Consider the following 13,726-nt stretch of genomic DNA (forward strand, 5'->3'; position numbering starts at 1 on the left):
TATCCTCACTTATGATATGGTAAATTGTTGATTATTCTGAAACTTCGGTAAATTTGTTCCAACAAAATCAGCCTCATCAGTTGATGTGGAAATGTGAATTTTGAAAAAGAAAGCGCATAATCGCTCCTGTCAAGCACACTTTTTCCAAGTCCCAACGACCCACCGATTACGAAACAAATATTGGAATGACCTTGAACGGTTAAGTTTTCAATCTTGGCGGCTAATTTTTCACTAGTAAGTTGATTTCCCAAAATCTCCAAAGTAATCACATAATGATTATCCTTGATCTTGGACATAATTTTCTCAGCTTCCTTGTCCTTCACGATCTCCTTTTCACTATCCGACAAATTCTCCGCAGCACTCAAATCATCAACCTCAATTATATTGAGTTTGCAATGCGCAGATAACCTCTTCGAAAATTCTGCAATACCAAGTTTTATGTATTTTTCCTTAACCTTACCCACCGAAATAATATCGATATTCAAAATAATCACAACCTTTTTACTTTAATAAGTATATCATATATTGTTTGAGAGTTTAAAATAATAATTGTGTTTTACGCAAATAAACCGATTTTGATTAGAACTGGTTTTTACCACATTTTTTATTTTATATTTTAGTTTTGTTCTAGTTTATATATTGTAACTTCTTTTAAACTTTGTTATAATTATATAAACTTAATTTTTTATTAACTTTAATATTAAGTAATTTTATTTAGGAGACGTATCTATGAACTTTAAAGCCAAAAAATTTTTACTGCTAACAATGACATTAGTGTCCTTAATTTCATTTACATCTTGTTCTAGTAAAAAAACTGATTCTGAAGTAAATCTTGAAGATAATCAAGGACTCAGTGTAGAAGAACAATCTAGAGATAATGTTACTACCGAACAAGAGGTGGATAGCAATCAAAATAGTAAAACACTTACTCCATCAAGAGCCTTTTCTCAACAAGGGATATGGTTCGAGATATATTCAAATTCATCAGTCTCAAAAGATAGCGAAATCATAAGCATCTTAAATTTTGACGGAAATGGACATGTTTCGTATTATAAATGTGATAATTTAACTTTTTCAAATTTAAAGGGCTTATCAGATAATGAAATCCTTGAATTAGCAAAAAAAAGTAATAAATCACGAATTGATAAAAATTTACAAAAAGGCATTGAAATAAACGAAAAAGAAAAACCATCTTATTTAGAGTCTAAGAGTTTTTTTGAAAAACATTTAGAATTTGCAAAAAATAATAATGATGAAAAAGGTATTAAATCATATACTAGTATGATTTCTGATTTAGATAGAAAAATTTCTGAAATTGATTCAAACATTTCTAAATTTAAAAACTATAAGTACAGCGATCCAACCCCAACAAAATATACACTAAAAATAAAAACTGATGGAACTGGTAATAACACTAGTACAGAGTCAATTGTGTTTACTATTACTAATGCATTTTCTGACGATAAACGCGATGAAATGCTAAATGTACCACTAGAAGTGCTAGATAAAAAGGAGGTTACTTTCGACCTAAATCCATCTTCAGAAATTTATGAAGTTTACGATATGCATTTTTCAGGATTTTCTAAAATGGTTAAAAAGGTTGAAGAAAATGATTTGATTTTTGAATTAGATACTCCTGATACAAAAGGAATAAAAGTGGACTAATGGCACTATACCAAATTTTTAATATTAAGAAAACAAAAATCCTACTTGTAATAAAGTAGGATTTTTAATATTTCTAATAATTTTTTACGCAAATAAAAAACCCACAGACAAAAATCTGTGGGAATAATTTCGAAAAAACTATCTCTTACTGAATTGTGGAGATTTACGAGCTTTTTTAAGACCGTACTTCTTTCTTTCCTTTTTACGAGGGTCTCTAGTTAAGAAACCTGCTCTTTTTAATTCAGCTCTGTAGTCTGGGTCAACTTCTAATAAAGCACGAGCAACACCATGTCTAATAGCACCTGCTTGACCAGTGTATCCGCCACCTTTTACATTAACAGTAACATCATAGCTTTCAGTGTTGTTTGTTAATTCCAAAGCTTCCTTAGCTATAACTCTTAATGTATCGAAGTTAAAGTATTCACTTATATCTTTTTTGTTAATTGTGAATTTTCCACTTCCTGGTACTAAAGTAACTCTAGCAACAGAAGTTTTTCTTCTACCAGTTCCTTGATATCTATTATTAGCCATTTAATTACCTCCTACTTAATTTCCAAAACTTCAGGGTTTTGAGCGATGTGATCGTGATCAGCGCCTCTGTAAACTCTTAATTTTTTAGCCATTTGACGACCTAAAGAGTTGTGAGGAAGCATACCAACGATAGCATGAGTTACAGCTCTTTCTGGATCTTTGTTCATTAAGTCTTTGTAGGTAATTGATTTAAGACCACCAGCGTATCCTGTGTAATGTCTTAATTCTTTTTGTTCTAATTTTTTACCTGTTAATTTAACTTTTTCTGCGTTAATTACAATTACGTAATCTCCAACATCCGCATTAGGAGTAAACATTGGTTTGTTTTTTCCTCTTAAAATAGAAGCAACTTCAGTAGATAATCTACCTAAAACAACATCTGTTGCGTCTACTACATACCATTTTCTTTGGATGTCATCTTTCTTAGGTATATAAGTTTTCATTCAATTCATCCTTTCCTTTATTTACAATATTTGGCTACTTGGACATCGCTGCCAAAAAGCGATTGTTTTCTCACCGGGAATTTAGACACGTCGCACACCCGGCCATCGGCGACTTTCTGTATTGCATAAAAGGAAATGACTCCTTTTACATACCAAAATATTATATACTCTCTTGAATCAATTGTCAACTATTTTATCGTAAAACACAACCACACGCATTCATCGCTTGTGCTTTTTACTTCGTGAACGACATTTTTCGGAATAAAATACGTATCCATTTCCTTAAGTCTCACATCTTTTCCTTCTACATTTAACATCGCATCCCCCTTAATCACGACAACAAATTCGTCAAAGTCCTGATTGTACGGCCCAGATGTTTCGTTTTTTGATTGTATTCTGTGAATATCAAACTTTTCATTTCTAACAATTGTATCCTTAATAATATGATTTTCATCAAAATTCAAATCTTCTAGTAAATTCATAAAATTCTCCTAATATATCTTAATAATTTCCCCAAAACTCATCACAAAAATCTTCACATCCACATCAATTCTCTCAATAATATCCATCGCATTTTCAATGTCTTGTTTTGTGTCTGCCTTATTCAAAATCAAAAATTTTTTCGCATCGTATGAATTTCTGAACAGACCACGATAGGAATTGATGATTTTAGCGTAGCTTTCTGTTGTCAAGGTCTTGGAATTTCCAATAATTTTCTCCATATATTCTTTTCTGTGGCAAAATCTCTCATCAAAAGGCTTGTCCACACTATCAAGTCCCATCACGCCAACACAATGCGTGATATTTCTAGGATTTACAGGCTCATCTTCACGTGGAGCTTTGATAGGTCTTGTCTTTGCTCCATCAGTCTCCAAAATTATATTTGAAAACACACCTTCAGCAAAAATTTTGTCGAAAAATTCCGGTTCAAATCCGATTTCTTTTGTTTCTGTACGTGATTTTGATGCAAAATATATTTTCCCGTCAACAATTTTCGCATTCTCATCGAATTTGTACAAACAATCAAATTTATCCTCACTCACAATTCCCATTTTAGTTGTCGTACTCACAAGAGATGCTTTGTTCATAGATTTGAACTCATTTGCAAGCAAAAAAACGCTCGAAGTTTTCCCGCCAGCGCCTTGAACTGCTATCATGTTTTTATCTTTCAAACTCATAAACCCCAACATAATATCACCATTTTTATTATCTCACAAAATTTTCAAATACAAAACCCAATTGAAAATCTGCACCAATGAATTATAATTAATATATAATAATATATAAGGAAGGCATTTATGAAAATAGGATTTAGAACACCAAGCTTGAAGAAATCATTCAGAGCAAGAACAACTTCAAAGTACAAAAGACAACTAAAGTCTGCAATTGATCCAACTTACGGCAAAAAAGGCGTCGGCTGGTTTAAAAACCCCAAAAAAGCACTTTACAACAAGATTTATAACAAAACAACAAGAAGTATATTCGATATTTTTAAATAACGTAAAACGAGGTACACATGAAAAAATTTCTAAAATTATTTGGCATAGCATTCGCAATCGGGATAACAATGCTTATAATTAGCATCGTATTCAAAATCGACGACAAAGTCATGCTTAAATATTATTGGATAATTGGAGCAGCAGTCTTGGCAATCATTCTAATCGTTAACACAATTTATTTCTTCTATAAAACAAATGATTTAAAACATTCAATGAAACTTTTTGAAGAAATGAAATACAAGGATTTCGTCAATGAATTAGAACCAAAAATCCCCAAAATCAAAAACAAACACATCCAAACAGTGATGAAAATGAATTTGGGAGCAGGATATTTGGAGTTAAATGAGCCTAATAAAACACTGTCAGTTTATGAAACAATTGCAACAGACCAATTGAAAAACCAAGACCTTCAGTTAATATATTGGCTCAACACAATGATCGCCCACTTCAAATTAAACGATGAAGAAAAGTTTAATGAGCTGTTCGCAACACACGAAAAACTTTTAAAACAATTTGAAAACAGTCCAAATTACGGTGAAAACATCAAACAATTGTATATAATGAAAAACATATTTGACGACGATTTTGTATTAGCACGAAAAACCTTAAATAAATTGAAATCAAAATCCACAAACCCGAGATTTAAAAAAGAATACAAAAGATTAGAAAATATAATAAAACAACACGAAAAATAAGAGACTGTGAAATAGTTTGTGTATAGAATCCTCCTGATATAATAGTAATCAGGAGGATTTTAAAATGCCAAGAAAAAGACCAGAAACTAGACTCAACAAAATATCCAAGATGTTAATTGAAGAATATCAACCAGAAACAGTACAAGATTTACAAGAAGCTTTGAAAGATCTTCTAGGAGACACAATGGAACAAATGTTAAAAGCAGAGTTAGATGAACATCTAGATTATGAATATGGTGAAAAACCACTGTCATTAAACACAAGAAATGGATCAAGTAAAAAAACAGTTAAATCATCATACGGAAACATAGACCTAAACATCCCACGAGACAGAGAAGGATCCTTTGAGCCACAAGCATTGAAAAAATATCAAAAAGACATATCAAACATAGAAAACCAAATAATATCTATGTATGCAAAAGGAATGACAACAAGAGACATATCAACACACATAAAAGAAATCTATGGATTTGGAATATCAGAATCCATGGTAAGCAAAATAACAAATAAAATACTACCAACTATTGAAGAATGGCAAAATAGACCATTAGAAAAAGTATATCCATTTGTATTTTTAGATGCAATACACTATCATGTAAGAGAAAATAACATAGTAGTAAAAAAAGCAGTATATATAGCACTAGGATACAATACAGAAGGATACAAAGAAATACTTGGAATGTGGGTAGGAGAAAATGAATCAAGTAAATACTGGCTATTGGTATTAAATCAATTAAAAGAACGAGGATTAGAAGATATATTAATAGTCTCAACAGATAATTTATCAGGATTTAGCCAAGCAATAGAAAGTGTATATCCAAAAACAGAAATTCAAAAATGCATAATTCATCAAATAAGAAATTCAACAAAATTCGTATCATATAGAGATATAAAAGAGCTAATGAAAGACTTAAAAACAGTATACAAAGCATCAACAGAAGAACTAGCACTAAGTAATCTAGATATATTTGAAGAAAAATGGGGCAAAAAATACCCAATGTGTGTAAATTCATGGAGAAATAACTGGGCTGAATTATCAACATATTTCAAATATCCAGAAGGAATAAGAAAACTAATATATACAACAAATAGCATAGAAAACTTTAATAGACAACTTAGAAAAGTAACAAAAAACAAAACAATATTTCCAAGTGACTACGCCCTACAAAAAAGCTTGTATCTAGCGATGGTAGATGCTTCAAGTAAATGGACGAGTAGAATAAGAGGATGGGATCAAATATTGTCACAACTATCAATATTTTTTGAAGGCAGAATCTAAATTTTGCCATAAAGATAATAAAAAATTTGAATCATTCAATCAAGAGTAAAGGTATAGCCCTGGTCTGACGACCAGCTCTTGACAGAAATCTTCAAATTTTTAAGAAATACAATTAGGCAAAAAGGGAGATTTTTAGAAAAATCTTGACCTTTTAGTTTAATTGTGCCAAAATTAGGTTACAAATATCTGAACTTTCAGATTTTAGTAATAAAAGTATATTTTTTAAAAATCAAAAAAATATCAGCTCACAACCTATCAGGAGGAGCTGATACACAAAACTTTTCACATACCCAAAAATAAGGCTGTGAGCGTGAACTCATAGTCTTTTTTTGATGGTGTTAACTTCGCGAAAATCAACAAGTGTTTTATTTGCTATATTAAATGAGGCTTCAGTATCTTGATTATCATCAAACGTTATTTAAATTCCATTCTGGTAAGATTTTAATCAATTGTAAACAGACTACAACGTATAGCTTTGATAAATTTACATTCCACTCTGGGTAGATTTTAATCCAATTTTTGTTTACCTTTTTCAAAAAAGTTACCTTTATTTACATTCCACTCTGGATAGATTTTAATCTGGACAAGATAAGTTAACCATATTAGCAGAAATATTATTTACATTCCACTATGGTTAAATTTTAATAACAGTGGATCTTTTTTCTTTACTTTTGTAAACATATTTACATTTCAGTATGAGTAGATTTTAATTCCACCAAATACAACGCAGTGTCCCTCTTTTTCTTCATTTACATTTCAGTATGAATAGATTTTAATAGCGTATCAAGAAATACGATATTTGGATAGCTCACATTTACATTTCAGTATGAGTAGATTTTAATTAGCGCGGGTAAGGCTATAATTGATGGATTCTTAAAATTTACAATTCAGTATGAGTAGATTTTAATCCTAAATTCTAACCCGTCAACGGTAACCGCCTTTATATTTACATTTCAGTATGAGTAGATTTTAATAGACACTTGAGAAAAAATCAAGTGAAAGGAGAAATAATTTACATTCCACTCTGGGTAGATTTTAATATTAATCGTGAAATTGACAAAGGCAAAACATTAACATTTACATTCCACTCTGGGTAGATTTTAATTCTGTACTATAACCCCTGATCTGTAATTTAAAATTATTTACATTCCACTCTGGGTAGATTTTAATGGAATTGGAATGGGTAATATTCTAGGTGGAACACTATTTACATTCCACTCTGGGTAGATTTTAATTGATAGCAACGACTTGCAGAATATCACAATTGTGCAATTTACATTCCACTCTGGGTAGATTTTAATTAGGTCTTATTGTTCTAGAGATATCAGAATCGATATCATTTACATTCCACTCTGGATAGATTTTAATGTTTCGATACCTAATCCAACTACGCCGATGTTGTCATTTACATTCCACTGTGGTTAAATTTTAATTTTAGGAACAGTAGCACCTGTCGGCTTGGGAATTGCATTTACATTTCAGTATGAGTAGATTTTAATCAATTTGCAATACTAAGGCTTGGCAGCGGCTATGGATTTACATTTCAGTATGAATAGATTTTAATGCATAAGCTTCAGAATCCTCATAGTCTTCCAATGTCTTTACATTTCAGTATGAATAGATTTTAATTCCAATCGCAACTTTTGTTGCGATCACGTATTGGTACTTTACATTTCAGTATGAATAGATTTTAATAACGAATATGAGATGGACAAAAAAGACGATGAGAACTTTACATTTCAGTATGAATAGATTTTAATTGCGTTAAAGCAATTTGCTATTACTTCTTCTTTGGACTTTACATTTCAGTATGAATAGATTTTAATATTGAAGTAATCTTGTATGTTTTCTTGAGCTAATATCTTTACATTTCAGTATGAATAGATTTTAATGGACGAATTGTCAATATGCAATTAGCACTATATCAGACTTTACATTTCAGTATGAATAGATTTTAATGCCAAGGCTGTAATAAAAAAGGACGGTCTCTCATCTTTACATTTCAGTATGAATAGATTTTAATTCAATGAATCATCTAGCCCTTTTATATCCACTCTAACTTTACATTTCAGTATGAATAGATTTTAATGATATGAGCGATGAAAACTTCGGAGCAAATTTGAGCTTTACATTTCAGTATGAATAGATTTTAATGGTTTTAGTTATGATTTATCTTTTTACTGGTACTCCCTTTACATTTCAGTATGAATAGATTTTAATAATGGAAATTTTTCTTTTATAATCAAATTTTTTAATTTACATTTCAGTATGAATAGATTTTAATGCAGTGTTTCTTATACCTCTGCATACTCGGCTAACGTATTTACATTTCAGTATGAATAGATTTTAATGTTTTTGTGCTTTAATTTCAACAGTATCACATGCTAGATTTACATTCCAGTATGATTAGATTTTAATTTCTGATAGTGTTAGTACTTCACTTAGTAAAAGTATATTTACATTCCAGTATGATTAGATTTTAATAGTGTCGTAAATAGTAGAGAAGCAATATTAAAGTTATTTACATTCCAGTATGATTAGATTTTAATATAAACTCAGAATTTTTTACTTATAAAAAAAAGCTATTTACATTCCAGTATGATTAGATTTTAATGGTTTAAATTATGCTTTGAGATTATTTAAAACATTCCAGTATGATTAGATTTTAATTTTTTGTGCTTTACTTGCTACAGTAAGCCATGCGAGATTTACATTCCATTCTGGTTGGATTTTAATAATGATTGGTGGAGGAGTTCTATTAATCGTAATGGCATTTACATTCCATTCTGGTTGGATTTTAATTCCTACAAAAAAGTTGGTAGCACATCAACATTTTGTATTTACATTCCATTCTGGTTGGATTTTAATCTTTTTTAAGTGCAGATTGATATTCCTTCGGAACGTCATTTACATTCCATTCTGGTTGGATTTTAATTGCGACTGGTGCAGGATATTTCTATGAGTTGAACTCATTTACATTCCATTCTGGTTGGATTTTAATTATCAACATTAAAAGCGTGTTCGCTTACTACTTTTAGATTTACATTCCATTCTGGTTGGATTTTAATTATAATAGTTTGATAAAATTTCAAGAGGAGTATTCAAATTTACATTCCATTCTGGTTGGATTTTAATAATAAGTGATTCCGCAATGAAAGTCAGTGAGACAACATTTACATTCCATTCTGGTTGGATTTTAATTTCTGATAATTTTACTTTATGTTGTTTCATAAAGGCATTTACATTCCACTCTGGGTAGATTTTAATTAATTTTTGCAAGTTGGTCTAAGTCTTTGGAATTTTTATTTACATTCCACTCTGGGTAGATTTTAATTATAAAAAACTTTAAATACATCATAAGAATAAAAAATTTACATTCCACTCTGGGTAGATTTTAATAGAATAGGAGGAAAACTTTGATATATCTTTTCACATTTACATTCCACTCTGGGTAGATTTTAATATGTGAACCTACCATCATCTTCTACGTCATAAGCCTCATTTACATTCCACTCTGGGTAGATTTTAATAAAGAAATACAGCCGTTAAAGTATGATTGGGAGTATAATTTACATTCCACTCTGGGTAGATTTTAATCATCCATCATTTGTTGAATTTTCAAAGCATTGATAATTTACATTCCACTCTGGGTAGATTTTAATTCCGTTTAGTCGATTAAAAGTAAACTCGCTGTTTTCATTTACATTCCACTCTGGGTAGATTTTAATTTCATCTTTTTCTTTTTTTAACTTATCCTTATAGTATTTACATTCCACTCTGGGTAGATTTTAATATGTTTAGGTGGAGATAAATTTTCAGTTTATAATAAATTTACATTCCACTCTGGGTAGATTTTAATTTATAATTTTAAAAGCACATTTCTCTCAATCTTAGGTATTTACATTCCACTCTGGGTAGATTTTAATGTGAGGTTTTGTATGATTTATTTATTTACTGGAACTCCATTTACATTCCACTCTGGGTAGATTTTAATTCTGATGGAGGAGATAATGATATTTATTATTCTGAATTTACATTCCACTCTGGGTAGATTTTAATCCAAAGCGGCATTTAAAGACTTAAAAGGAGAATCATTTACATTCCACTCTGGGTAGATTTTAATAAAGAATCTCTTCGCATTTTCAAGTTAGAACAAACATTTACATTCCACTCTGGGTAGATTTTAATCAAGCTAAAAAAGCTCCAGCAATTCCAAGTCCCACATTTACATTCCACTCTGGGTAGATTTTAATCACATCTGCAAGATTTTATCTCTTGATAAATAATATCATTTACATTCCACTCTGGGTAGATTTTAATCCCATAAAACTAAAATTTCAACCATCTCAGATATATTTACATTCCACTCTGGGTAGATTTTAATCCAAGCCAAGAAAGCCCCAGCAATTCCGAGTCCGACATTTACATTCCACTCTGGGTAGATTTTAATAAATGAATCTCTTCGCATTTTAAGATTAGAACAAACATTTACATTCCACTCTGGGTAGATTTTAATATATCATACGGCGATAATGCTAGAGTTACTGAGCTATTTACATTCCACTCTGGGTAGATTTTAATGATGCAGTCGCGAGTTCAATAAAAAATTTCGGATTTAATTTACATTCCACTCTGGGTAGATTTTAATAGCAAGAAATGTCATTGGCTCACTTGGATTAAGTGTATTTACATTCCACTCTGGGTAGATTTTAATTTTACCGCATTTTGGAATGCTTGACCTACAGCCTGATTTACATTCCACTCTGGGTAGATTTTAATTTTTTCCATGTAATCATTTAACGTCTCTGCTGAATAATTTACATTCCACTCTGGGTAGATTTTAATAAACTCAAATTATCCCGATAAGTCATTCTTTACAAAATTTACATTCCACTCTGGGTAGATTTTAATCAATGAAAGAGAAAAAACCGTTCTATAAGAAAGTAATTTACATTCCACTCTGGGTAGATTTTAATACGCTCTTTTTTATCTAAAATTGCGTTGAAATAAATATTTACATTCCACTCTGGGTAGATTTTAATTACTACATCAACAGAAAAAGATTACAAAAATATTTGGATTTACATTCCACTCTGGGTAGATTTTAATTCCCTGCGTTGTTTACGTCTGAGTAAGGTACTCCGATTTACATTCCACTCTGGGTAGATTTTAATTTGAATAATATTTTTAAAGTGTTCAATCTTTTTGATATTTACATTCCACTCTGGGTAGATTTTAATTTAACAGTTGGCGAAAAAAATACTATCGAAATTGATTTACATTCCACTCTGGGTAGATTTTAATTTAGATGTTAGTTACAACACATTAGCAAGCTATCGAACAAATTTACATTCCACTCTGGGTAGATTTTAATAATGAATCTCTACGCATTTTAAGATTTGAACATATATTTACATTCCACTCTGGGTAGATTTTAATTGAATTTGTTGTATCTGAAACATAATTATCTAAATTATTTACATTCCACTCTGGGTAGATTTTAATAAGTCTTCATGGCAGTATAAGACGGAAGACGAACAAATTTACATTCCACTCTGGGTAGATTTTAATGATTTCATCAAAGATAAAGTATCTTTCAAATCAAAATTTACATTCCACTCTGGGTAGATTTTAATAATCAAAAAGCATTTTTTAACAACACGTTTGATGTATTTACATTCCACTCTGGGTAGATTTTAATGCACAACCTGAGGATTACTCTGTAAAAGCTAGAAAAATTTACATTCCACTCTGGGTAGATTTTAATTCATAATTAAATCTATCCATGCCGATCGCTTATCAAAATTTACATTCCACTCTGGGTAGATTTTAATTCAAGCTTTTTGCCAAGAAGTCTTTCCTGCTCTGATTTACATTCCACTCTGGGTAGATTTTAATCTCTACTTGCACCAGCAGCATTTAATCTTAATTTATTTACATTCCACTCTGGGTAGATTTTAATGTATGATCCAATGAGTTCTCTTTTACGAGTTCCGTATTTACATTCCACTCTGGGTAGATTTTAATTAGAGCCTTGTGTTCTTGTGCTATGATATACGCTTTTATTTACATTCCACTCTGGGTAGATTTTAATTTGGGTAAAAGAAGCGTTAGAAATAGCAATGAAAAAATTTACATTCCACTCTGGGTAGATTTTAATAGGTGACTGTCTATGACAGTATTTCCAATGCTTATAGACGGTGTTTCTGTCTATGTCTTTTTTAAGTATATCAAATTTACGATTTTTTTGAAAATAATTCAATGTAATACAAAACAATGTGTTATTTTAGGCATTGTCGATCCACGTGTATTTTGTCTATACAGGTGATCGACAATTATATTTAGATAAATTGTGGATCATCAATTTCTGTTCCCAATATATCTTTTTCAAGCCATCTTTCGTTTCGACTTTTGAATATTATTACTGAATCTATCTTCTCATCGATTTCTTTTTGGATTTTCTTCTTCAACTTAAACAAATCCGATTCCAAGATTTCTCCTTCGAACACGGAGTTTTGGATATGGTTTAAGTATTGTTTGCATATTTTAAATACTCTGTTCCACCTTCGCTGTCCATTATTTTCATTTGAGATGTCATACACCAAAATTATATACATTTTTACCACCAAATTATAAACGGTTCATATTCTTTTTCACCAATAAAATGCTTTACTAATTTATAACATTCTAATCTGATTAGATATCTGTAGCTTACATTTCTGGATAAATCTTTGTGCTTTATCGTCCTTTGCAAAGTTTTATTGTATTCTTGCAATATTACCTTAGACCCTGATTCTTTCATGTACAAATAGTTTAATTCTTGACTAAAATGTTTGTCTTGTATCTGATTTTTGTTTAATAACGAAAATATTAGTCTGTCAGCTATCAACGGTTTAAATATTTCCGCAATATCCAAACTCAGTGAATATCTTCTATCGCCAGGTTCATGTAGAAAACTAATTGTAGGATCCAGCTGAGTTTTGTAAATTTCGCCCAAAACTGTTGTGTAGACCAATGAGTTCAAATACGAAATCAAAGTATTCACGATATTATCTGGAGGTCTTTTGACTCTTTTTTCAAAGTCAATCTCTTGATTAATAATTGTGCTCCAAGATTTGTAATATGTTTTGTGAATGTTACCCTCCATCCCCATAAGTTCTTGCACATCTCTTGCTTTGTCTAAGTTTTTTAAGTAATAATTAATCTCATTCATATACTCTTCAAGATCTTTCCCTCTGCTGTTATAATATCTAATATTTCTGTATATATTTTTACCTGCACCCTCCACAAATTTCATCGCTAGTTGTAGTCTTTTTTCATCGTCCAAATAAAATTGGGCTTGTTTAACTGTTACTTTCCCAGAAACTTTTGATTTTTTTGGCATCAAACTTGCACTGTAGAAATCATAGTAGTTGAAAAAATGAACGATTATATCATTATGAGACAAAAAATCTATTAATTTGGAATTAATACTAACCTCTCCAAAAAGATAAATCTCTGATACCATATTGACAGGAATGTCCCTCTTCTCGCCATCAACCGTGCAAAATTGAAGAGTATTATCTTTTCTTCTCAGTTCCCCATTTTGATAAACATACAAGCTATTCTTCATAA

General features: G+C 30.6%; 11 protein-coding genes and 1 CRISPR repeat array. Of the genes, 4 read left to right on the forward strand and 7 right to left on the reverse strand.

Features of this window, described 5'->3' with window-relative positions:
• Positions 1-5: 5 nt before the first annotated feature.
• The gene (rlmH, locus tag HMPREF0391_RS04535) at positions 6-485 is read right to left on the reverse strand and encodes a 23S rRNA (pseudouridine(1915)-N(3))-methyltransferase RlmH (protein ID WP_002835724.1); all 480 of its coding nucleotides are present in this window, start codon (positions 483-485) and stop codon (positions 6-8) included.
• 244 nt (positions 486-729) lie between these two features.
• Here rlmH and HMPREF0391_RS04540 point away from each other — a divergent pair, with 244 nt between their 5' ends.
• On the forward strand, positions 730-1,665 hold the full coding sequence (locus HMPREF0391_RS04540) for a hypothetical protein (RefSeq protein WP_002835725.1): 936 nt from the start codon (positions 730-732) through the stop codon (positions 1,663-1,665).
• 138 nt (positions 1,666-1,803) lie between these two features.
• On the opposite strand, the gene rpsI is transcribed toward HMPREF0391_RS04540, so the two are convergent.
• From rpsI to yqeC, 4 genes are all read right to left on the reverse strand, one after another.
• Positions 1,804-2,196, reverse strand: coding sequence for a 30S ribosomal protein S9 (gene rpsI, locus HMPREF0391_RS04545; protein WP_002835726.1), 393 nt, complete (start codon positions 2,194-2,196; stop codon positions 1,804-1,806).
• 11 nt (positions 2,197-2,207) lie between these two features.
• On the reverse strand, positions 2,208-2,639 hold the full coding sequence (gene rplM, locus HMPREF0391_RS04550; RefSeq protein ID WP_002835728.1) for a 50S ribosomal protein L13: 432 nt from the start codon (positions 2,637-2,639) through the stop codon (positions 2,208-2,210).
• A gap of 188 nt (positions 2,640-2,827) precedes the next feature.
• Positions 2,828-3,121, reverse strand: a complete 294-nt coding sequence (locus HMPREF0391_RS04555; protein WP_002835729.1) for a cupin domain-containing protein — start codon at positions 3,119-3,121, stop codon at positions 2,828-2,830.
• A gap of 9 nt (positions 3,122-3,130) precedes the next feature.
• Positions 3,131-3,829: a selenium cofactor biosynthesis protein YqeC gene (gene yqeC, locus HMPREF0391_RS04560; RefSeq protein WP_002835730.1), complete on the reverse strand. Its 699-nt coding sequence runs from the start codon at positions 3,827-3,829 to the stop codon at positions 3,131-3,133.
• Positions 3,830-3,937: 108 nt separating this feature from the next.
• Between yqeC and HMPREF0391_RS04565 the strand changes: the two genes are divergently transcribed.
• From HMPREF0391_RS04565 to HMPREF0391_RS04575, 3 genes are all read left to right on the forward strand, one after another.
• A complete protein-coding gene (locus HMPREF0391_RS04565; protein ID WP_002835731.1) occupies positions 3,938-4,138 on the forward strand; it encodes a hypothetical protein in 201 nt (66 codons plus the stop codon).
• Between the two features lie 17 nt (positions 4,139-4,155).
• Positions 4,156-4,833, forward strand: a complete 678-nt coding sequence (locus HMPREF0391_RS04570; protein ID WP_002835732.1) for a hypothetical protein — start codon at positions 4,156-4,158, stop codon at positions 4,831-4,833.
• 109 nt (positions 4,834-4,942) lie between these two features.
• A complete protein-coding gene (locus HMPREF0391_RS04575; RefSeq protein ID WP_196218489.1) occupies positions 4,943-6,112 on the forward strand; it encodes an IS256 family transposase in 1,170 nt (389 codons plus the stop codon).
• 2,706 nt (positions 6,113-8,818) lie between these two features.
• A CRISPR array of direct repeats spans positions 8,819-12,272; the repeat unit is 30 nt; unit sequence ATTTACATTCCACTCTGGGTAGATTTTAAT.
• A gap of 181 nt (positions 12,273-12,453) precedes the next feature.
• On the opposite strand, the gene cas2 is transcribed toward HMPREF0391_RS04575, so the two are convergent.
• Positions 12,454-12,729 carry a CRISPR-associated endonuclease Cas2 gene (gene cas2 / locus HMPREF0391_RS04580; RefSeq protein ID WP_035109318.1) on the reverse strand — a complete coding sequence of 92 codons (276 nt, stop codon included), beginning with the start codon at positions 12,727-12,729 and terminating at the stop codon, positions 12,454-12,456.
• 2 nt (positions 12,730-12,731) lie between these two features.
• Positions 12,732-13,724 carry a type I-B CRISPR-associated endonuclease Cas1b gene (cas1b, locus tag HMPREF0391_RS04585; protein ID WP_035109320.1) on the reverse strand — a complete coding sequence of 331 codons (993 nt, stop codon included), beginning with the start codon at positions 13,722-13,724 and terminating at the stop codon, positions 12,732-12,734.
• Between the last annotated feature and the right edge of the window lie 2 nt (positions 13,725-13,726).

The sequence above is a fragment of the Finegoldia magna ATCC 53516 genome (genome assembly GCF_000159695.1).
GTDB lineage: Bacteria > Bacillota > Clostridia > Tissierellales > Peptoniphilaceae > Finegoldia > Finegoldia magna_F.

Coding starts and splice junctions, on each gene's coding strand:
- HMPREF0391_RS04575 (WP_196218489.1), top strand. CDS start 4,943: ATGTTAATTGAAGAATATCAACCAGAAACAGTACAAGATTTACAAGAA.
- yqeC (WP_002835730.1), bottom strand. CDS start 3,829: ATGTTGGGGTTTATGAGTTTGAAAGATAAAAACATGATAGCAGTTCAA.
- cas1b (WP_035109320.1), bottom strand. CDS start 13,724: ATGAAGAATAGCTTGTATGTTTATCAAAATGGGGAACTGAGAAGAAAA.
- cas2 (WP_035109318.1), bottom strand. CDS start 12,729: ATGTATATAATTTTGGTGTATGACATCTCAAATGAAAATAATGGACAG.
- HMPREF0391_RS04570 (WP_002835732.1), top strand. CDS start 4,156: ATGAAAAAATTTCTAAAATTATTTGGCATAGCATTCGCAATCGGGATA.
- rplM (WP_002835728.1), bottom strand. CDS start 2,639: ATGAAAACTTATATACCTAAGAAAGATGACATCCAAAGAAAATGGTAT.
- rpsI (WP_002835726.1), bottom strand. CDS start 2,196: ATGGCTAATAATAGATATCAAGGAACTGGTAGAAGAAAAACTTCTGTT.
- HMPREF0391_RS04565 (WP_002835731.1), top strand. CDS start 3,938: ATGAAAATAGGATTTAGAACACCAAGCTTGAAGAAATCATTCAGAGCA.
- HMPREF0391_RS04555 (WP_002835729.1), bottom strand. CDS start 3,121: ATGAATTTACTAGAAGATTTGAATTTTGATGAAAATCATATTATTAAG.
- HMPREF0391_RS04540 (WP_002835725.1), top strand. CDS start 730: ATGAACTTTAAAGCCAAAAAATTTTTACTGCTAACAATGACATTAGTG.